Annotated in this window: 22 protein-coding genes and 1 tRNA gene; 17 read left to right on the top strand and 6 right to left on the bottom strand. The window is 60.7% G+C overall.

What is annotated here, in order from left to right; genetic code table 11:
- Window positions 1-4: 4 nt before the first annotated feature.
- On the bottom strand, window positions 5-865 hold the full coding sequence (locus ACR0EF_RS18080; RefSeq protein ID WP_170373397.1) for an N-formylglutamate amidohydrolase: 861 nt from the start codon (window positions 863-865) through the stop codon (window positions 5-7).
- Between the two features lie 148 nt (window positions 866-1,013).
- On the opposite strand from ACR0EF_RS18080, the gene ACR0EF_RS18075 reads away from it, so the two are divergent.
- From ACR0EF_RS18075 to ACR0EF_RS18050, 6 genes are all read left to right on the top strand, one after another.
- Window positions 1,014-1,088: transfer RNA gene (locus ACR0EF_RS18075), tRNA-Val, on the top strand.
- 93 nt (window positions 1,089-1,181) lie between these two features.
- A complete protein-coding gene (gene ykgO / locus ACR0EF_RS18070; protein ID WP_005648635.1) occupies window positions 1,182-1,307 on the top strand; it encodes a type B 50S ribosomal protein L36 in 126 nt (41 codons plus the stop codon).
- A gap of 115 nt (window positions 1,308-1,422) precedes the next feature.
- A complete protein-coding gene (locus ACR0EF_RS18065; protein ID WP_170373396.1) occupies window positions 1,423-2,586 on the top strand; it encodes a WD40/YVTN/BNR-like repeat-containing protein in 1,164 nt (387 codons plus the stop codon).
- Between the two features lie 151 nt (window positions 2,587-2,737).
- Window positions 2,738-3,751 carry a Fe(3+) ABC transporter substrate-binding protein gene (locus tag ACR0EF_RS18060; protein WP_170372782.1) on the top strand — a complete coding sequence of 338 codons (1,014 nt, stop codon included), beginning with the start codon at window positions 2,738-2,740 and terminating at the stop codon, window positions 3,749-3,751.
- 108 nt (window positions 3,752-3,859) lie between these two features.
- Complete coding sequence (locus tag ACR0EF_RS18055) at window positions 3,860-4,414, top strand: helix-turn-helix domain-containing protein (RefSeq protein WP_170372784.1); 555 nt, start codon at window positions 3,860-3,862, stop codon at window positions 4,412-4,414.
- Complete coding sequence (locus ACR0EF_RS18050) at window positions 4,411-4,929, top strand: GNAT family N-acetyltransferase (protein ID WP_170372785.1); 519 nt, start codon at window positions 4,411-4,413, stop codon at window positions 4,927-4,929. Before ACR0EF_RS18055 ends, ACR0EF_RS18050 begins: the two co-directional genes overlap by 4 nt.
- On the opposite strand, the gene ACR0EF_RS18045 is transcribed toward ACR0EF_RS18050, so the two are convergent.
- The 4 genes from ACR0EF_RS18045 to ACR0EF_RS18030 all read right to left on the bottom strand — a co-directional run bounded on the left by ACR0EF_RS18045 (window position 4,926) and on the right by ACR0EF_RS18030 (window position 8,493).
- Window positions 4,926-5,564: an AAA family ATPase gene (locus ACR0EF_RS18045; RefSeq protein WP_170373395.1), complete on the bottom strand. Its 639-nt coding sequence runs from the start codon at window positions 5,562-5,564 to the stop codon at window positions 4,926-4,928. The genes ACR0EF_RS18050 and ACR0EF_RS18045 overlap by 4 nt on opposite strands.
- Window positions 5,561-6,337 (bottom strand): ATP-binding cassette domain-containing protein, encoded by a 777-nt coding sequence (locus tag ACR0EF_RS18040; protein ID WP_170342885.1) that lies wholly within the window; start codon window positions 6,335-6,337, stop codon window positions 5,561-5,563. The genes ACR0EF_RS18045 and ACR0EF_RS18040 overlap by 4 nt, the downstream gene beginning before the upstream one ends.
- Window positions 6,337-7,410, bottom strand: a complete 1,074-nt coding sequence (locus ACR0EF_RS18035) for an ABC transporter permease (protein ID WP_093965462.1) — start codon at window positions 7,408-7,410, stop codon at window positions 6,337-6,339. The genes ACR0EF_RS18040 and ACR0EF_RS18035 overlap by 1 nt, the downstream gene beginning before the upstream one ends.
- Window positions 7,411-7,524: 114 nt before the next feature.
- Window positions 7,525-8,493, bottom strand: coding sequence for a sugar ABC transporter substrate-binding protein (locus ACR0EF_RS18030; RefSeq protein ID WP_093965461.1), 969 nt, complete (start codon window positions 8,491-8,493; stop codon window positions 7,525-7,527).
- A gap of 306 nt (window positions 8,494-8,799) precedes the next feature.
- Between ACR0EF_RS18030 and ACR0EF_RS18025 the strand changes: the two genes are divergently transcribed.
- The 6 genes from ACR0EF_RS18025 (at window position 8,800) to ACR0EF_RS18000 (ending at window position 13,006) form a co-directional block, all read left to right on the top strand.
- On the top strand, window positions 8,800-9,924 hold the full coding sequence (locus ACR0EF_RS18025) for an ROK family transcriptional regulator (protein WP_170370231.1): 1,125 nt from the start codon (window positions 8,800-8,802) through the stop codon (window positions 9,922-9,924).
- Window positions 9,925-10,183: 259 nt separating this feature from the next.
- Window positions 10,184-10,525, top strand: a complete 342-nt coding sequence (locus tag ACR0EF_RS18020) for a hypothetical protein (protein ID WP_244952491.1) — start codon at window positions 10,184-10,186, stop codon at window positions 10,523-10,525.
- Window positions 10,522-11,187, top strand: coding sequence for a MotA/TolQ/ExbB proton channel family protein (locus tag ACR0EF_RS18015; RefSeq protein ID WP_170343512.1), 666 nt, complete (start codon window positions 10,522-10,524; stop codon window positions 11,185-11,187). The genes ACR0EF_RS18020 and ACR0EF_RS18015 overlap by 4 nt, the downstream gene beginning before the upstream one ends.
- On the top strand, window positions 11,180-11,545 hold the full coding sequence (locus ACR0EF_RS18010; protein WP_254430029.1) for an ExbD/TolR family protein: 366 nt from the start codon (window positions 11,180-11,182) through the stop codon (window positions 11,543-11,545). The genes ACR0EF_RS18015 and ACR0EF_RS18010 overlap by 8 nt, the downstream gene beginning before the upstream one ends.
- Window positions 11,546-11,549: 4 nt before the next feature.
- On the top strand, window positions 11,550-11,927 hold the full coding sequence (locus tag ACR0EF_RS18005; protein ID WP_170373394.1) for an ExbD/TolR family protein: 378 nt from the start codon (window positions 11,550-11,552) through the stop codon (window positions 11,925-11,927).
- The gene (locus tag ACR0EF_RS18000) at window positions 11,924-13,006 is read left to right on the top strand and encodes an energy transducer TonB family protein (RefSeq protein WP_170373393.1); all 1,083 of its coding nucleotides are present in this window, start codon (window positions 11,924-11,926) and stop codon (window positions 13,004-13,006) included. Before ACR0EF_RS18005 ends, ACR0EF_RS18000 begins: the two co-directional genes overlap by 4 nt.
- A 44-nt stretch (window positions 13,007-13,050) precedes the next feature.
- On the opposite strand, the gene ACR0EF_RS17995 is transcribed toward ACR0EF_RS18000, so the two are convergent.
- Window positions 13,051-13,965, bottom strand: coding sequence for a LysR family transcriptional regulator (locus tag ACR0EF_RS17995; protein WP_170373392.1), 915 nt, complete (start codon window positions 13,963-13,965; stop codon window positions 13,051-13,053).
- A 110-nt stretch (window positions 13,966-14,075) separates the two neighbouring features.
- Here ACR0EF_RS17995 and ACR0EF_RS17990 point away from each other — a divergent pair, with 110 nt between their 5' ends.
- The 5 genes from ACR0EF_RS17990 (at window position 14,076) to ACR0EF_RS17970 (ending at window position 18,309) form a co-directional block, all read left to right on the top strand.
- On the top strand, window positions 14,076-14,771 hold the full coding sequence (locus tag ACR0EF_RS17990; protein WP_170373391.1) for an NAD(P)H-dependent oxidoreductase: 696 nt from the start codon (window positions 14,076-14,078) through the stop codon (window positions 14,769-14,771).
- 54 nt (window positions 14,772-14,825) lie between these two features.
- Complete coding sequence (locus ACR0EF_RS17985; RefSeq protein ID WP_170373390.1) at window positions 14,826-15,602, top strand: CmcJ/NvfI family oxidoreductase; 777 nt, start codon at window positions 14,826-14,828, stop codon at window positions 15,600-15,602.
- Window positions 15,603-15,615: 13 nt separating this feature from the next.
- Window positions 15,616-16,581 (top strand): LLM class oxidoreductase, encoded by a 966-nt coding sequence (locus ACR0EF_RS17980; protein ID WP_170373389.1) that lies wholly within the window; start codon window positions 15,616-15,618, stop codon window positions 16,579-16,581.
- A gap of 12 nt (window positions 16,582-16,593) precedes the next feature.
- On the top strand, window positions 16,594-17,382 hold the full coding sequence (locus ACR0EF_RS17975; protein ID WP_170373388.1) for an SDR family NAD(P)-dependent oxidoreductase: 789 nt from the start codon (window positions 16,594-16,596) through the stop codon (window positions 17,380-17,382).
- Between the two features lie 78 nt (window positions 17,383-17,460).
- Window positions 17,461-18,309 carry an enoyl-CoA hydratase/isomerase family protein gene (locus ACR0EF_RS17970; protein WP_170373387.1) on the top strand — a complete coding sequence of 283 codons (849 nt, stop codon included), beginning with the start codon at window positions 17,461-17,463 and terminating at the stop codon, window positions 18,307-18,309.
- Window positions 18,310-18,354 lie beyond the last annotated feature (45 nt).

The raw sequence follows: 18,354 nt of genomic DNA, 5'->3' as shown, positions 1-18,354 counted from the left end.
CTTCCTATTCGGCGGCCAACCGTGCCGGCTGAGATCCAATTCGGGCGATATCCGCGATGACTTCTTCCAGAATATCCCTGAACGCCAAGAAATTGGCGTTGGGCTCGATCGTGTTCTCATTCATGTAGAGCGCCCGGTCGATCTCGATCTGAATCGCATGCTGATGGCGGGCAGGACGCCCGTAGGTCTGGGTCACGTACGCCCCTGCAAAGGGTGTGTTGCGGGCCACGGTCAGACCTGCGGACGAAAAGGCTGCTTCGATCTGATCAACAATGACGCCCGATGCCGAGGCACCAAACCGATCCCCCAGTACGATCTCGGGACGGCGCCCCTTGGGGTTCCCGGCCATGGCAACGGCCTCGTGTGGCATCGAGTGGCAGTCGATCAAGATGGCCTGTCCGAACATGTCGATCGATTCGGCCAAAAGAGACTTCAGGCGGGCGTGATAGGGGCGCCAATAGGTGTCGATGCGCAGGCGCGCTTCGTCCATCGTAAGCTTGCCGCTGTAGATTGCGCGACCGTTGGATACGACACGGGGGATCACGCCCAACCCCGATACCACGCGCGGGTTGTGTCCCTGGCGGCGCGCGCCCAGAATCAACGCAGGATCCAGTTCCTCGGCGCTGCGGTTGAGGTCAAGGAACGCGCGCGGCATCTGCGCTGCAATCAACGGTGCGCCCTGGATCGAGGCGGAAGCGAACAGTTGATCGACAAAGGCATCTTCGGAAGAGCGAATCACATTGCGGTTCAGAACCGAACGATCCAGAAAGCCCGGCAAATAGTTCCGACCGCTATGTGGCGAAGAAAAAACAACGCACGACGTGCGTTCTGCGGGCATTTCCAAAGCGTATGCGGCGCTGTGCATGGCCTCTCCTTCTTTGCCGATAACATAGACCGGAAAATTGTTGGACCAAACCCCTTGAACCCCTTCGCGACTCCTTTTATAGACCCCTCCACCGGCGCGGAGATCCGCGCCCCGTTTCGTTATGGGGCAGGATACGCAAAGGGAAAGTGGGCGGTTAGCTCAGCGGTAGAGCACTTCGTTGACATCGAAGGGGTCACAAGTTCGATCCTTGTACCGCCCACCATCGTTTCACTGTTTCGGGTCTGACCCGGGGCACCCGCTAACCCAGGCGCTGGCCACGTCCTTGATGAAGGCGCCGCAGAATTGGAGAGAGACCATGAAGGTCAAGAACTCGCTCCGCTCGCTCAAGAACCGGCACCGCGACTGCCGGGTTGTGCGTCGCAAAGGCCGCGTCTATGTGATCAACAAGACGCAGCGCAAGTTCAAAGCTCGTCAGGGCTGAGAACGGTAAATCGCTGTTTCAAAGAACCGCGCCTCCGGGCGCGGTTTTTTTGTGCCGCGCGCCGAGACTGACCGTTCGTGTTAGGCTGTCCAAAACAGCCGGGAGCGCGAAACGGATGAAATACCCTTGCATCGACATACTGGTGGGCACCACCAAGGGTGCCTTCGTGATCATCGGAGACCCGGATCGCGCATCTTGGCGCGTTACGGGTCCGCATTGCGGCGGCTGGCCCATCAACCACGTCGTCGGAGATGACGAAACCGGGACACTCTGGGCCGGCGGCGGCGGCGACTGGCACGGAGCCGGCGTCTGGCGCTCCGAGGACGGGGGCCAGAGCTGGGAGGTCACCAAACTCACCCAAGGGCAGCAGGACGAGTGGGCCGCGAACGATCCCGACTTTGCCGAGTTGATCGGGTGGACCGGAGAAGCAGCACCGTTCGGCGACGAGTTCTCGCAGATCTGGTCGCTGCATCATACGGGCGGGGCATTGTACGCGGGAACAAAACCGGCGCGGTTGTTGGTCAGTTCGGATGCTGGGCAGACCTGGGAAACGGTCAATGGCCTGACCGATCACCCCTCAGCCGAAGACTGGTCACCGGGGGCCGCAGGCTTGGTGCTGCACACGATCGTTTCCGATCCAGACGATGCGCAAAAGCTGTGGGTGGGCATATCGGCGGCCGGAGTATTCGCCTCGGAAGACGGCGGCACTACGTGGGAGCGGCGCAACCGGCTGTCGAACGCCGAGAGTTGCGGGCAGCACGACCATCCGGCCGCGCCGCGGGACGGTCAAATCGGTCATTGCGTACACAACATGGTCCGGGCGCCCGGCACCAAAGGGCTGCTGTATCAACAGAACCATCATGGCGTCTGGCGTTCGTCTGATGGCGGGCGCAGCTGGGACGATATCTCCGGCGGGTTGCCGTCGACCTTTGGATTCCCAATCCACGTCCATCCCCACGATCCCGATACGATCTGGACCATTCCCCTGAATGGAGACAGCATCGGACGGTATCCGCCGGATGCGGCGGCGGCGGTCTGGAAATCGACCGATGGTGGCCAAAGCTGGACCGCTTGTCGCGAAGGGCTGCCGCAGACCAGCTGCTTTTTCACTGTTCTGCGCCAGGCGATGGCAGGAGATTGTCGTGACCCTGCGGGTGTCTATTTCGGAACCAACAGCGGCTCGGTGTTTGCAAGCGCCGACGAAGGCGAAACCTGGACCGAGATCGCCAGGCATCTGCCGACCATTTTGTCGGTCGAGACCATTCAACGCGCACGCTAGACAACCCAGCCCGGCGCACCCAAACACGCTGCGGCAAATTAGACCAAGTAATTTTGTCGGATTTTCTTGCATCCCGCCCGGAATCGTTTAATTGAGCAAATCAGTCGGGTAATACCCCGCTCATGAGATTCGACAACCGGGACATCCACAGATGAAAACCACGAGCTTTATCGCCGCCGCACTGTCGGCCCTGATCGCCGGATCGGCCGCCGCTGAAGGCGAGCTGAACCTGTACTCCTCGCGCCATTACGACACCGACGAGCGTCTCTACACCGATTTCGAAGAAGCCACTGGCATCAAGATCAACCGCATCGAAGGCAAGGCCGACGAGCTGATCGCGCGGATGGAAGCCGAAGGCGCGAACTCGCCCGCCGACATCCTGCTGACCGTGGACACCTCGCGCCTGGCGCGGGCCAAGAACGCCGGCCTGCTGCAGGCGGTCGACAGCGACGTTCTGGAAGAGCGCATCCCCGCCAACCTGCAGGACGAAGACAACCAGTGGTTCGGCTTCTCGCAGCGCGCGCGCATCATCTTCTACGACAAGAATGACCTGACCAACCCGCCGGCCACCTACCTGGATCTGGCCGACCCTGCATACAAAGGGCTGGTTTGCATCCGGTCGTCCAGCAACACCTACAACCAGACCCTGCTGGCCTCGATCATCACCCATCATGGTGCCGAAAAGGCCAAAGAATGGGCCGAGGGCGTCGTGGCCAACATGGCGCGTGAACCTCAGGGCGGCGACACCGATCAGCTGCGTGGAATCGTGTCCGGTGAATGCGAAATCGCCGTGTCGAACTCGTACTACTTTGCACGTGCCCTGCGCAAAGACGTCAAGGGCCTGTCGGACAGCGTCGACATGATCGGTATTCAGTTCCCCGCGCAGGATGCCGAAGGCGCACACATGAACCTGTCGGGTGCGGGCGTCGCGGCCCATGCCCCGAACAAGGACAATGCGGTCAAGTTCCTGGAATACCTCGCCAGCGATCAGGCACAGGTCTACTTCTCGAACGGCAACGATGAATTCCCCGCCGTCCAAGGTGTCGATCTGGCCGAGAACGTGGCCGCTCTGGGTGAATTCAAGGCCGATGAAGTGAACCTGTCTGAAGTCGCCAAGAACATCCCCGAGGCCCAGAAGATCTTCAACGAGGTTGGCTGGAAGTAAGCCGACATCATATCGAGCAGTTGAAGGGGCGCAGCACAGGCGCCCCTTTTTATTTTATTTATTTCTGCTAACTTTCTCATTATCGAAAATGATTCTCGGATATGAGAAATGCTAGACAACCTGTCCAGCCGCCTCGCGCGCCATCTGAGCGACCTGCGCCGCAGTCGGGGCTGGTCGCTTGAACAACTCGCGCAGGCCAGCAGTGTTAGTCGGGCCACCCTGTCGCGCATGGAGAAGGCCGAGGTCAGCCCGACGGCTGAGAATCTTGGCCGGTTATGCGCAGCCTACGGCCTGCCGATGTCGCGCCTGTTGATGATGGTCGAGGACAGCTTCGACCCCAAGGTTCCTTACGAACGGCAGATCGAATGGCGCGACCCCGAAACCCGGTTCACGCGCCGGTCGGTGTCGCCGCCCTCGGCGGGGCTGACGGGCGAGGTTCTGGAATGTCACCTCCCACCCGGCACAACGATCACCTATGACGCACCGCCTCGTCCCGGGCAGGAACATCACTTGATCGTGCTGGATGGCGCACTGACCCTGACCGTTGATGGAACGTCCCATGCGCTGAACGGGGGTGATTGCCTGCGTTATCATCTGTCAGGCGCGACCCGTTTTGAAACCGAGGCGTCCCGCGGCGCCCGCTACATTCTGGTGCTGATATGATTACACGCCTGACCGAAACGACTTTTGACCAGGCGGTGGAGGATCTGGCGGATATCCTGCATGGCTGCGTGCATGCCGGCGCCAGTATAGGGTTCATTCTGCCGTTTTCCCATGACGCCGCGCGCGCCTATTGGCAGGAGCGCGTGCGCCCGGCGCTGTCAGCCGGAGATCTGGATCTTTTCGTGGCCTATGGCGACGGACGCATCCAAGGGACGGTTCAGCTGATTCCGGCTGCGATGCCCAACCAGCCGCACCGTGCCGATGTGGCCAAGCTGCTGGTGCATCCCGACGCACGGCGGCGCGGGCTGGGCCGCGCCTTGATGCACGCGCTGCAAACGCGCGCCACCGAACTAGGCCGAACCCTGTTGGTGTTGGACACGCGCAGCACCGACCCGTCGCGCATCCTGTACCAGAGCCTGGGCTTTGAAACTGCCGGAGAGATTCCCGGCTATTGCCGCAACCCGTTCGAGCCCGTGTTCGAACCCACCACCTACATGTACAAGGCTCTGGGCTAACGCAGCACCAGGTCGGCCGCGCCCGAGCTCTGCACCACGCGTCGGGCGTTGGGAATGTCATTGGCGAAGGCTCGGCGCTCAGCTTCGTCGCGCGGCAGGCCCAGCCCGATCCAACGGTCCAGCAACCGCGCCTCGAGCGTCGGCAGGGGCACGTCCAGAAACACGGTCAGCGCCCACAGATCGCTCAGATCGCGCCACCCCGGTTCGTCCAGCAGGAGATAATTTCCCTCGACGATCACCACCTTCTGGTCGCGGGTCACGAACGAACAGGCGGCGATGGACTTGTCGAGCACGCGGTCGAACTCGGGCACGGCGACCTCGTCTTCGGCCTGAAGGCGGCGCACCAAGGCGTGAAAGCCCGGCAGGTCGAATGTCTCGGGCGCACCCTTGCGCGGTAGCAGATCGCGTGCCATCAGGATCTGGTTGTCATAGTGGAAACCATCCATCGACAGCAGCCCGGTCGGAATGCCGCGCCCCTGCAGCGCCTGTTGGGCAAGAGCGGCCACGGTGGATTTCCCCGCACCCGGCGGCCCGGCCACGGCAACAAGCTGGCGCGCTTCGCCGTCCGCCAGCCCGGCTGCGGCGTCGGCGATCCGCTCGGCCAGCGCCTGTGGCGATGACCCTTCGGCCGTCATGCCGCGCGATCCTGTTCCGGGGGCTCTTTGGCACCCGTCATGAAGGCCACGGCATCGGACATGGTGTAGTCCTTAGGGTCGATCACGCAGAGCCGCTTGCCCAACCGATGCACATGGATGCGGTCGGCCACTTCGAACACATGGGGCATATTGTGGCTGATCAGAATGATCGGAATGCCACGCGATTTCACATCCTGGATCAGTTCCAGAACCCGCCGGCTTTCCTTGACGCCAAGCGCCGCGGTGGGTTCATCAAGGATGATGACTTTGGACCCGAACGCCGCCGCACGAGCCACGGCGACACCCTGACGTTGTCCACCCGACAGGGTCTCAACCGCCTGGTTGATGTTCTGGATCGTCATCAGCCCCAGTTCGTTCAGCTTGTCGCGGGCGAACTTCTCCATCGCCGGACGGTCGAGCATCCGGAACACCGAACCCAACGGTCCCTTGCGCCGGATCTCGCGCCCCATGAACATGTTGTCGGTGATCGACAGGGCGGGCGACATGGCCAACGTCTGATAGACCGTTTCGATCCCGGCTTCGCGCGCGTCGATGGGCGAGTGGAAATCGACCTTTCGCCCTTCCAGCCAGATCTCGCCCTCATCCGGGGCGACGGCACCGGAAACCGCCTTGATCAGGGTCGATTTACCCGCGCCGTTGTCGCCGATCACGGCCAGGATCTCGCCCGGCATCAGGTCGAAATCGCAATGATCCAGCGCCGTGACCTTGCCATAGCGTTTGACCAGATTGCGCCCTTTGAGAATGGGTTCCATCACGCTGCTACCTTTCTGATCCACTGGTCCACGGCCACGGCGGCGATGATCAGCATACCGATAAGAAGGAAAGTCCACTGCGCATCCGCGCCCAACAACCGCAGGCCGAGGGTGAACACGCCAACGATCAGCGCCCCGAACAACGAGCCCAGGATCGATCCACGCCCCCCGAACAATGAAATGCCTCCGATCACGACGGCGGTGATGCTTTCGATGTTGGCCAACTGCCCCGAGGTGGGCGAGACCGAGCCGATGCGCCCGATCAGCGCCCAGCCGGCAAAGGCGCAGATCAGCCCCGACAGCATGTAGACCGACATCAGCGTGCGATGCACATTCACGCCCGACAGCTCGGCGGCCTCGGGGTCGTCGCCCACGGCATAGACATGGCGCCCCCACGCGGTATGCCGCAGCGCATAGGCCAGAACCAGAATCAGCACCAGCATGAAGATCACTCCGACCGTGAAAACAGCCCCGCCGACATTGAACTTGGCGCCGAACAGTTGAAGGATCGGGGCGTTGGCCTCGATTTCCTGCGACCGGATGGTTTCATTCTGTGAATACAGGAAGTTGGCGGCCAGAACGATCTGCCACATGCCCAGCGTCACGATGAAGGGTGGTAGCTTGACCCGGCTGACCAGGAACCCGTTCACGGCGCCGATGGCGGTCCCGATGGCCAGACCGCACAGGATCGCCACCGTGGGCGGCAGCCCATAGCGGAAGGTGAATTGGCCCATCACCACCGAGGACATGACCATGATCGCCCCCACGCTCAGGTCGATCCCGGCGGTCAGGATCACAAGACTCTGGGCGGCGGCCACGATGCCGACGATCTGCACCTGTTGCAGGATCAGGGTCAGTGCGAATGGCGAAAAGAACTTGGCCCCAAGCAAGGCGCCGAAAATCAGGATCGCCGCGACCAGAACGATCAGCGGCACCAGCGACGGGTTCACATGCAGAAAGTGTTGGACCGTCCCCATGAAACCGCGGTGGTGATCTTCGAATTCGGCAACTTGTTCCGGGCTGCCTTTGGCTGCGGCTTCGAAATCGTCGGACTGTCTCGATGTGTCGGACATCAGTGAGGTTCCCCCATGCGTCAAGCTCCCGTCTTGGGGCGACTCTAGCAAAATTTCGGGTGAGGTCGTGGTTCAATTCAGGGGCCGCGTGCTGCGGCCCCTGAAGGGATCAGATCAGCCCCAGCAGAGGTCCATGCCCTCTTTGACTGAGATCGACTCAACGCCATCGGCCGGCTTGTCCGTCACCAGCGCAACACCGGTGTCATAGAAATCCTTGCCGGGCGTGTTCTCGGGCTTCACGCCCTCGTCGGCCCATTTCTTGACCGCTTCGACGCCAAGCGATGCCATCAGCAGCGGGTATTGCTGCGAGGTCGCGCCGATCACACCATCGGCCACGTTCTGCACACCGGGGCAGCCGCCGTCGACCGAGACGATCAGCACGTCGTTTTCGCGGCCGATGGCCTTGAGCGCCTCATACGCGCCGGCGGCGGCCGGTTCGTTGATCGTATAGACCACGTTGACCATCGGGTCCTTGGCCAGAAGGTTCTCCATGGCTTTGCGGCCACCCTCTTCGTTCCCGGCGGTGACGTCATGGCCCACGATGCGCGGGTCGGTTTCGTCGCCCCATTTGTTCGGGTCGCCCAGGTCAATGCCGAACCCCTGCAGGAAGCCCTGATCGCGCAGCACCCCGACCGAGGGCTGGCTGACTGCCAGATCCAACATCGCGATCTTCGCATTCTGGGCTTCGTCTCCCAGCGTGGCTGCGGCCCATTTGCCGATCAGCTCGCCCGCCAGAAAGTTGTCGGTTGCAAAAGTCGCGTCCGCCGAGTCGATCGGTTCGAGCGGTGTATCCAGCGCGATGACCAGCACACCGGCGTCGCGCGCCTGCTGGACGGCCGGAACGATCGACGAGGTATCGGATGCGGTCAACAGGATACCCTTGGCGCCGTCCAGAATGCAGGTCTCGATCGCCTGCACCTGTGTCTCATGGTCGCCGTCGATCTTGCCAGCAAACGCCTTGAGCGTCATGCCCAGCTCTTCGGCCTTGGCGGTGGCCCCCTCTTTCATCTTCACGAAGAAGGGGTTGGTGTCGGTTTTGGTGATCAGGCAGACCGTGTCCTGCGCGGCGGCAGCGCCTGCCATGGCTGTAAAGGCCAGCGCGGTCGCGCCAGCAAATGCTGAAATCTTCAAGGCTTTTCCTCCCAATATCTCCGATACCCGATGGGCATCTAAGGAGTCCGGACGGAATTCCGCCGGCTCCCATGCGTAAAACCATCCGGTGATTCTCGGGTTCTGTCAATAAATAAATCACTCTTATTTATTATTGACACTGGGTAGGCGCATCCACATTCTTGACTAAAGGAGGAGCGGCCCGTGCCCGACGAACAATCAGCGCAGAGCAATCCGCCCGAGCGTGTTTCGACCGTGCGCGGGACGAACCAAAGTGGCATGCGCGCCCACAACGAACGACTGGTGTTGTCGCTGGTTCGCCGGCACCAGGCGCTCGCCAAATCGGAGCTGGCCCGCATGACCGGATTGTCGGCGCAGACTGTCTCGGTGATCATGCGCCAACTGGAAAGCGATGGGTTGCTGCTGCGGGGTGAGCCACAACGTGGCAAGGTTGGGCAACCCTCAGTGCCAATGCGCCTGAATCCGGATGGGGCCTATTTTCTGGGACTGAAGGTCGGCCGCCGCAGCACCGAGCTTGTATTGACCGATTTCCTGGGCAAAGTACGGGATCGCGCGCGCGAGACCTATGATTATCCCACCCCCGATGCGACATTGGATTTCGCCACGGGCACATTGGACAGGATGATACACCAGATGCCGGCAGCATCGCGTGACCGGGTTGCCGGGTTGGGCATTGCGATGCCCTTCTATCTCTGGGACTGGGCGCAGACCCTGAATGTCCCACAAGAAAGGATGGATCCATGGCGCTCGGCCGATCTGCAGGCCAGTCTTTCCCAAGCGCGAAACATCCCCGTCTATTTGCAGAATGATGCCACCGCGGCTTGCGGGGCAGAGTTGGTGTTCGGACCATCCGAAAGACCGCGGAACTTTCTGTATTTTTACATGGGGTACTTCATTGGCGGGGGAGTCGTCCTGAACGGCGTCATTTTTTCCGGGCGCGGGAATGCAGGCGCCTTGGGTCCGTTGCCGGTTCCCGTCGGCTCGGGCGAAGTCAAACCCCTGATCGATGTCGCCAGCCTGTGCGTGCTTGAGCAGAAGCTTGTCGCCGCAGGGCTGGATCCCTTCCACATGTGGGAGACCCCGGACCATTGGGACATGCCGGACACGCTTCTCGAGGCATGGATGGACGAGGCCGCGAAAGGTCTGGCCTATGCAATCTTGTCTTCCTGCAGCCTGATCGACTTTGAAACGGTGAAAATCGATGGCTGGATGCCCGAGAGCGTTACCGCGCACTTGATCGAACGTGTTGAGACGCATCTCTCCCAGCTCAACTTCACCGGGCTCGAGCAGCCCTCGGTTCTGGCCGGGTCGGTGGGTCCGGATGCCCGCGCCCTGGGGGCAGCCAGCCTGCCTCTGTCGGACAGATATCTTGTCGAAACCTGAGCGACAGCCGCGAACCTCCAAGAGTATTGGCGAGGTTTCGCCTGACGAACGATCACAATGCCCCCGCCAACCCTTCCCCGCACAGCCGGTCTAAGATATCACAGACACGGCGCCAGCACTGTTTGGCGGGCTGCAGGTACCACGTGTTCAGAATGAGGTTCTATCATTGAAACTGCGTCACCTTTTACCCGCCCTTATCGCATGTTCAGCCCTCCCCTTTGCGGCCAGTGCGCAATCATCTGACGCCGATGGCGCAGGGTTGTCACTGGAACTCAACGCGGCGCAGGATGTGGGGCAGGCCTGTCGGCTGTCATTTCTGATCACCAACGAAACCGGACAGGCGATCGACAAAGCCGTTTTCGAAACCGTGATCTTCGACACGCAGGGTTCGGTGATCAAACTGTCATTGTTCGATTTTCGGGATTTGCCGCAGGACCGCCCGCGTGTGCGCCAGTTCGACCTGCCTGACAGACCATGCGCAACGGTCGGGCGCGTTCTGATAAACGGAGCCAGTTCCTGCGTAACAGGCGGTTCCGAGAGTGATCTTTGCAATTCGGCCCTGTCGGTGACCAGCCGCTTGGAAATGGAGCTTTTGGGATGAACATCTTCAACGCGCTTGGCCAGATCCTTGCATTGGGCGGGCCAGTAGTGGCGATCCTTCTTGTGATGTCGATCCTGACCGTGGCGGTTTCGATCTACAAGCTCTGGCAGTTTGCGGCCTGTGGCGTCGGCCGCCACAGGGTGCTGTCCCAGGCATTGGCGGCCTGGGATGCCGGAGACCACGACACTGCGCGCGAGCGTCTGGCCGCCAGCAGCAGCTACCTTGCCCCGATCGTGGGTGCGGCAATGAACGCCCCGGATACGGCGGGGCTGGACGAACGGCTGGACGCCGAAGCCGGATTGGCGTTGGCCGGGCTCGAGCGCGGTTTCCGGCTTTTGGATACGGTCGCGCAGTTGGCCCCCTTGCTGGGGTTGTTCGGTACGGTTCTGGGCATGATCGAAGCGTTCCAAAGCCTGCAGACGGCCGGGGCCGGTGTGGATCCGTCGCTGCTGGCTGGTGGGATCTGGGTTGCGCTGGTGACGACTGCGGTGGGTCTGGCGGTTGCGATGCCCACATCCATGGTCCTGTCCTGGTTCGAAAGCCGTACCGCGCGCGAGCGGGTGTTCGCAGACAAGGCCTTGCGCACGATTCTCGTACCGACCCAGGCGCTGCCTACAGCAACGACAAGCACCGCTTTTGTCGCCGCGCCGGGACATGCGTAACGCGGCCCCATTTGTTCGGCGCGCCATGTCGATGACACCGCTCATCGACGTGATTTTTCTGCTTTTGCTGTTCTTCATGCTAACGTCGACCTTTTCGACATTCGGAGAAATTCAACTCAGCAGCGCAGCCGCGGGCCCATCAGAGCCCAGCGCTCCGTCGGATCGCGCATTTGTGCAATTGGGGGCGAACCGCGTGGTGCTGAACGGAGCACCGCTCTCGCTGGATGAATTGGCACAGGCACTGCAGCCCGGGCAGGTGCTGGTCAGTCTTGACGGCGACGTCAACGCCCAACGGCTTGTTGACTTTCTGGTGAAATTGCGCGGCCTCGACGGTCTGTCGGTAACGGTTCTGGAGTGACGCCATGATCCGCCACGACCGCCCAAGCCGCAAGCGCGACTCGACCATCCCGTTGATCAACGTGGTCTTTCTGATGCTGATCTTCTTTTTGATCGCCGGAACCGTTGCTAAACCGTTGGACCCGGACTTGGAACTGGTCAACACATCCGATCTGGATGGCCGCGAACCACCCGATGCTCTGGTTCTTCACGCTGACGGGACGCTCAGCTTTCGTGGAACACCGACGGATCCGCAGACCTACATGACCGGCCGGGGGGAAGAACCCGTGCGGATCGTGCCTGACCGGAACGTTTCCGGGGCACGCCTGATCGAAGTCACCGGCGCCTTGCGCCGTCTCGGCGCCACCGCAGTCTTTGCGGTGACCGAACGGGCGCTCGAATGATCCGGGAATCTCTGTTTGTCGCGGCGCTGGCCCTTGTGCTTTCGGTGCTGCTCCACCTTTTCCTGCTGCTGCCAGCCGCGCGGGATTCTGCGGACCCTGCGACGGCCGGACCGCAACCGGACACGGTTGCCTTGGGCAATGCGTTCGAGGATCTGGCGGAAACCGCGACCCCGCCCGAGCCGCCAACCCCCGCAGAAGAGCCCGAGCCCGATGTCGAACAGCCGACAGAGCCGGACCGGGCCGAAATACCCGTCAGCGAAACACTGGTCGCTTCGTCGGATCCGCAAAAGGTCAATTCGCCTGATATCGGACAAACCAACCCGGTGCAGCCTGATCAGCCCGTTCCGGAAATCGTTGAGCCGGCGGACTCGGCCGAAAGTGATCGGCAGGCCGCCGATGAGGTGGATGAAACACCCCCCGCCCAAGCCGAAACGCAGTCCGCAGCGGCGCCCGAAGCACCGGTCGAACCCATAGAGGACCCGGTTTCGGAACCAGAGCAACTGGCAGCCCTGCCGGCCCCCTCGCCGATCCCGGACCCCTCAGTGCCGGCGGAGGAGCAGCAACCGGTCGAAAGCGACACCGAAGACGGCGTCTCGGATCTGGCGGTTGCAACATCGATCCGCCCGCGCCTTCCGGACCGGACCCCTGCTGCGGCCCCTGTACCCGACCAAAGGGCCAGCCGGCTCGACAGTTTTGACAACCTGCGATTTCCCAACAAGCAGATCGACTCGCCGCTGACGACCTATCGCCGACAGGGGGTCGATTCCTTCAGCCGAGGAGGCAACTCCAATCAGTCCGGCGGTCGAGGCCCGGGAAACTCGAATGTCACCAATTACGCCGGGCAGGTTCTTGTCCACCTCAACAGAACTCCGCCGGTCTATGTCTCGGTTCGCGGCTTTGCCAAAGTCTTCTTTGAAATCAATCCGGACGGAACACTGGCCTGGGTCGATATCATCGACAGTTCCGGCTCGACCGAGGTCGACAGGGCCGCCAAGGAACAAGTCCGTCGCGCATCGCCCTTCCCGAAACCTCCAGGCGGGGTCAGCCGGAAGCTGTCGTTCTACTTTCAGAACGGCTAATCGGGCCTTTGCTGCGCTGGCCCGAAGCAACTGGACGCAATCAGTCAGACCAATGATCTTTCCCACGGAGGCTTCACGCCGATCTCGGTGATCAGAAAATCCATGAAGACCCTTACCTTTGGCGACAATACGTTCGACTTGGGATAGATCAGCCACAGCACGTTGTCTTCCGCCGCCTCATATTCGGGAAGGACATGACGCAACTTGCCCGAGGCAAGCTCCTCCTGAACGCTCCACAGTGAGTTCATCGAGATCCCCGCCCCTGCCACGGTGGCCAGCTTCTGGCTGAGACCGTCATCCATGATCAATGGACATTTCGTGGCTCCGGGATCGAAACTTGCGACAGCTCCCCGGGCAGTTTTCAGCGCCCGGGCTCGGGTGTGGCGAAATGCAATCAGCCGATGATGCGCCAGATCATCCGGCGTCTTGGGCTCTCCGTGGGCCGACAGGTATTCTGGTGCCGAGCAGAGGATGCGTTTGTCATCCGCCAGCTTGCGCCCCTTGAGGCTGGTATCGATCAGCGGTGCGTTCCGCAAAGCAAGATCATAGCTGCCTTCGATCAGATCAAACTGAGCATCCGACAGACGCAGGTCCAGGGTCACACCCGGATGCTGTTCCTGGAACTTTGCAAGGATCGGAGCAATGTAGAGCTGTGCAAACGTGCTGGGCGCAGTAAACCGCAGTGTGCCGGTGGCTTGGGCCGACCCCTGCCCCAAAGCGGCCAAGGCCGCATTCTCCTGCGCCAGAATCTCGCGCGCATAAGGTAGAAACTCAGCGCCCTCCAGAGACAACGATACTTTCCGGGTCGAGCGGTGAAGCAACTCGACACCCAGCTGATGCTCCAGCTTGGCAAGTCGGGCGCTGGAGACTGCGGGCACCAAACCCAGTTCGCGCCCGGCGGCCGATATGTTCAGCTTGTCCGCTGCAAGCACAAAAAGACGAAGCGCTTGTGTGTCCATTAGCTTATTATACGCAAAATCCGAAAACTGAAACCTGATATCCTCTGTTTCATCGGATTCTGCAAGTGATATTTCTGGCTCCACGGAAGACAAACCAAATGGAGCCACCAATGTCCGTTCGCCCGAACGTTCAGTCACAGATCCTCGAAGCCTTCAATTTCCGGCACGCGACAAAGGTCTTTGATCCCGACCGCAAGATCAGCGACGCCGATTTCGAAACCATTCTTGAAGCTGGCCGCCTGTCGCCCACCTCTTTCGGGCACGAGCCATTCAAGATTCTTGTCATCCAATCGCCCGACAAACGCGAGCTTTTGCGCGAGTTTTCCTGGGGCGCCAATGGCATGATGAACGGCAGCTCCGGCCAGCTGGGGACAGCCAGCCACTTTGGCATCGTTCTGGCCAGCACTGCGGCAACCATGACCGCTGGGTCTGATTATCTGCAAGACCACTATCGCAAGGTCAAACAACTGCCCGAGGACGTCATCGAGTTGTTCAACGGTGCTTATGGCAAGTTCCAGTCAACCGACCATCGCATCACCACTGAACGCGAGATCACCGACTGGGCCGGCAAACAGGCCTATATCGTTCTGGCCAACATGATGACGACCGCTGCTTTGATGGGTATCGATTCCTGCCCCATCGAAGGGTTTGACATGGAACTCACCACCCAGACTCTGGCCGAGCATTTCGGGGTGGATACCTCGAAATGGAAACCCGCGGTGATGTTTGCCTTTGGGTATCGCGCCAGTGATCCGCAATTCCCCAAGACCCGCCGCCCGATGGCCGAAACCGTGAACTGGTTCTGAGCCAACGTCGATAAAGCCAGGGGCTGCGTCATCCGCAATTCAGTGAGGGTACAGATGCAACGAACCGGTATCGTAAACTATCACGTTCACAAACCTGAACGGCAGGCGTTCCAACTGGACGCCGGCGGCATTGTCGGCAACCTGATTTCGCCCGAACTGTTACCGACACAGGTGAACCTGACTGATATGCGGACATCGGGGCAACCCCTGCGCTTTGACCCCGACGGCGTCGAGTTTCTGAATGCGCCCAGTGCCATCCGCGATTTTTCCGGGGATCAGTGGAAACGGACCTACGAACACGAGCTCACTCAACTGCTGACCGCAAAGATCGGCGTTCGCGAGGTGGTGATCTTCGACCATACCTTGCGCGTGGACGACCCAAAGGCGACGCGCAAGCCGGCGCGCAATGTCCACAGCGATTACAGCGCGGACGGCGCTCGGCAACGGCTGGAGGATTTGCTCGGCGCCGAGCGGGCGGTCGAGTGGAGCAAAGGGCACTATGCCTTTGTCAATCTATGGCGGCCGGTCGGTCACCCGATCAACAGCGCGCCGCTGGGGTTTGTCCGTCCTTCGTCCGTCGAACCCAAAGACTGGATCCTGCTTGACCTGATCTATCCTGACCGCAAAGGGCAGATCATGGGGCTTGTCGGGAATGCACGGCATGACTGGGTCTATCTGTCTCGAATGAGCCCGGATGAAATCGCGATTTTCAACATCTACGACAATCGGGGGTTGCCTTCCGTCGCGCACAGCGCGCTCGATATGGTCGAGGACCCGACCGTCACCACCATCCGGAAGAGCATCGAGACCCGCACTTTGGTGCGGTACTGAGCAAGGAACCATCATGTTGGACAAAAACCAAAACCTGTCCTTTGCCCCGATCAACAAGGCCTACGGTCAGGTATTTCGACCGGATCAGCTGACGCTCGGGCTGGTATTGCCGCTTGAGGCCTACCCGGTGGGATCCGAGCCGACGATGAAGGGCCACATGAAGGCCGCGCAATTGGCCGAGTCTCTGGGCTTTGCCGCGCTTTGGCTGCGCGACGTGCCATTCAATGTTCCAAGTTTCGGGGACCCCGGCCAGATCTTTGACCCGTTCGTCTATCTGGGTGCGCTAGCGACCGCGACGGATCGCATTGCCCTGGGGACCGCCAGCATCGTTTTGCCCCTGCGCCATCCGGCCCATGTGGCAAAGGCAGCCGCGTCGGCGGATGTATTGTCCGATGGCCGTCTGCTGTTGGGTGTGGCCTCTGGCGATCGGCCGGAAGAGTATCCTGCAATGCGTCAGTCCTTCGCCGATCGCGGTGAACGGTTCCGCGACAGTGTCGACTATATCCGTGCAACGGCAACACCCTATCCCAAGCATGAAAGCCTGCAGGGACATCTGCCCGGCGACATTGACCTTCTGCCGAAACCCTCGGGAACGCGCCTGCCGCTGTTGATCACGGGCGGCAGTCGACAATCCCCGGATTGGGTGGCTGAAAACGGCGATGGATGGATGACCTATCCGCGCGACGCGGCATCACAGGGGCGCGCGGTGGCCGATTACCGGAACCGTCTGAAAGCACTGGGGCAACCGGACAAACCGGTGATGCAGTCGCTCTATGTCGACTTGCTGGAAGACCCAAATGCCCCCGCACGCCCAATACATCTGGGGTTCCAGTCGGGTTCGAATTTCCTGCAGCGCTACTTGGCTGAAATCCGTGAGTTGGGGATGAACCACGTCGCCCTGAATCTGCGTTTCAACCAAGCTGCCATCGAACCGACACTCAAACGCCTGGCGGATACGATCTTGCCGGAATTTTCATAAGGAACGGATCACATGACCAAAACCATTCTGATCACTGGAGCAACCGATGGTATCGGACTGCTCACCGCCAAAAAACTGGCCGATGACGGTCACCGTGTTCTGTTGCACGGGCGGAACTCAGCAAAGCTGGAGGCAGCCGCCCAGGAGGTTGGAGGACAGCCGGAAACCTACAGCGCCGATTTGTCCGACCTATCAGCCGTGAGGTCTTTGGCGGAGGCCATCCGGTCCAATCACGACCGGCTGGATGTGCTGATCAACAACGCCGGCGTCCTGAAGGCTCCGCAGACCACTCTCGAAAACGGTCTCGATATCCGCTTCGTCGTGAACACGTTCGCGCCCTATCTGCTGACCGAACTTCTGCTTCCGATCATTCCCAAGACTGGCCGCGTCGTGAACCTGTCCTCGGCCGCCCAGGCCCCTGTGGATGTGGATGCTTTGACCGGCAAAACGCGGCTGGCCGATATGGGCGCATATGCGCAAAGCAAGTTGGCAATCACGATATGGACGCGCGAACAGGCCCGCGCCCTCCCCGATGGACCGACGTTGATCGCGGTCAATCCGGGTTCGTTGCTGGCGTCCAAAATGGTCAAGGACGGTTTCGGAGTCGCCGGCAACGACCTCAACATCGGCGCCGACATCCTGATCGACGCCGCACTTAGCGATCGGTTCGCGCAGGCGTCGGGCGCCTATTTCGACAATGACGGCGGTACATTTGCAGACCCGCACCCCGCAGCGCTGAAGTCCGAACACGCTGCCGACGTCATGAAGGCCATTCAAGACACTATCCGCCGATACGGCTAAGCCGGGCGCACTCCCGCGCCCTGCCAATCCATGCAAACCCTCGCATCTTTGATGGCGAGAACAGGAGAGGACTGTCCAATGAAATACGAAAATTTCCAGACCTTCGACGTCGCGGTCGAGAATGCAATTGCCACCGTGACGTTCAACTTCGGAGCGGTCAATGTTCAGGGCCAGGAGATGCTGGCCGACCTCAACAGCCTTGCGATGCGGCTGGAGCGGGACCGGGAAACCAAAGTGGTGATCTTCCAGTCTGCGAACCCCGAAATCTGGGTCTGTCATTACGATACCGAGTTGCTCAAGGATCTTTCGACCGAGGCCGTTTCGCGCGAAGAAGCCCAGCTGCTGGACCTGCAGTCAGTGTGCGAACGGCTGAGCAAGGTCCCGCAGGCAACAATCGCAAAGCTTGAAGGCTTCGCGCGTGGCGGCGGACACGAACTCGCGCTCGCGCTGGACATGCGTTTTGCGGCACGCGGGAAGTTCAAGTTCATGCAGATGGAAGTTGGCATGGGTATCCTGCCCTGCGGCGGCGGAGCTTCTCGCATGGCGCGCCAAACCGGACTTGGCCGGGCATTGGAAATCATCCTGAGTGCGCAGGACTACGATGCCGACGATGCCGAGCGCATGGGCACCATCAACAAGGCGCTGGACCCTGACGAGATCGGTCCCTATGTCGATGCTCTGGCCAGGCGCATTGCCCAGTTCCCCGCCGAATCCATCAACGCGTGCAAGCAGATGGTCTACGAATCCATCGACAAACCTATTTCCGAGGCGTTGAGGGCCGAGGCCTATTGGCTGTACCAAGCGACAAGCAAGACGCCGGCGGTCAAACGCTTTCGAATTGCCGATGAACAAGGGCTCGAGCATGATATCGAAAACCAGCGAAACTGGAACGAACTGGTCATGAAGGTGCAAGAAATCACCAACTGACCATTGCCCTTGATCCGCTGAAATCGGTTTCAGCGGATCATATCC

The sequence above is a fragment of the Ruegeria sp. CG8 genome (assembly GCF_056537165.1).
The sequence above is the reverse complement of the archived record's forward strand: the minus strand, read 5'-3'. Positions and strand labels throughout refer to the sequence as shown.

Coding starts and splice junctions, on each gene's coding strand:
- ACR0EF_RS18080 (WP_170373397.1), bottom strand. CDS start 865: ATGCACAGCGCCGCATACGCTTTGGAAATGCCCGCAGAACGCACGTCG.
- ykgO (WP_005648635.1), top strand. CDS start 1,182: ATGAAGGTCAAGAACTCGCTCCGCTCGCTCAAGAACCGGCACCGCGAC.
- ACR0EF_RS18065 (WP_170373396.1), top strand. CDS start 1,423: ATGAAATACCCTTGCATCGACATACTGGTGGGCACCACCAAGGGTGCC.
- ACR0EF_RS18060 (WP_170372782.1), top strand. CDS start 2,738: ATGAAAACCACGAGCTTTATCGCCGCCGCACTGTCGGCCCTGATCGCC.
- ACR0EF_RS18055 (WP_170372784.1), top strand. CDS start 3,860: ATGCTAGACAACCTGTCCAGCCGCCTCGCGCGCCATCTGAGCGACCTG.
- ACR0EF_RS18050 (WP_170372785.1), top strand. CDS start 4,411: ATGATTACACGCCTGACCGAAACGACTTTTGACCAGGCGGTGGAGGAT.
- ACR0EF_RS18045 (WP_170373395.1), bottom strand. CDS start 5,564: ATGACGGCCGAAGGGTCATCGCCACAGGCGCTGGCCGAGCGGATCGCC.
- ACR0EF_RS18040 (WP_170342885.1), bottom strand. CDS start 6,337: ATGGAACCCATTCTCAAAGGGCGCAATCTGGTCAAACGCTATGGCAAG.
- ACR0EF_RS18035 (WP_093965462.1), bottom strand. CDS start 7,410: ATGTCCGACACATCGAGACAGTCCGACGATTTCGAAGCCGCAGCCAAA.
- ACR0EF_RS18030 (WP_093965461.1), bottom strand. CDS start 8,493: ATGGCAGGCGCTGCCGCCGCGCAGGACACGGTCTGCCTGATCACCAAA.
- ACR0EF_RS18025 (WP_170370231.1), top strand. CDS start 8,800: ATGCGCGCCCACAACGAACGACTGGTGTTGTCGCTGGTTCGCCGGCAC.
- ACR0EF_RS18015 (WP_170343512.1), top strand. CDS start 10,522: ATGAACATCTTCAACGCGCTTGGCCAGATCCTTGCATTGGGCGGGCCA.
- ACR0EF_RS18010 (WP_254430029.1), top strand. CDS start 11,180: ATGCGTAACGCGGCCCCATTTGTTCGGCGCGCCATGTCGATGACACCG.
- ACR0EF_RS18005 (WP_170373394.1), top strand. CDS start 11,550: ATGATCCGCCACGACCGCCCAAGCCGCAAGCGCGACTCGACCATCCCG.
- ACR0EF_RS18000 (WP_170373393.1), top strand. CDS start 11,924: ATGATCCGGGAATCTCTGTTTGTCGCGGCGCTGGCCCTTGTGCTTTCG.
- ACR0EF_RS17995 (WP_170373392.1), bottom strand. CDS start 13,965: ATGGACACACAAGCGCTTCGTCTTTTTGTGCTTGCAGCGGACAAGCTG.
- ACR0EF_RS17990 (WP_170373391.1), top strand. CDS start 14,076: ATGTCCGTTCGCCCGAACGTTCAGTCACAGATCCTCGAAGCCTTCAAT.
- ACR0EF_RS17985 (WP_170373390.1), top strand. CDS start 14,826: ATGCAACGAACCGGTATCGTAAACTATCACGTTCACAAACCTGAACGG.
- ACR0EF_RS17980 (WP_170373389.1), top strand. CDS start 15,616: ATGTTGGACAAAAACCAAAACCTGTCCTTTGCCCCGATCAACAAGGCC.
- ACR0EF_RS17975 (WP_170373388.1), top strand. CDS start 16,594: ATGACCAAAACCATTCTGATCACTGGAGCAACCGATGGTATCGGACTG.
- ACR0EF_RS17970 (WP_170373387.1), top strand. CDS start 17,461: ATGAAATACGAAAATTTCCAGACCTTCGACGTCGCGGTCGAGAATGCA.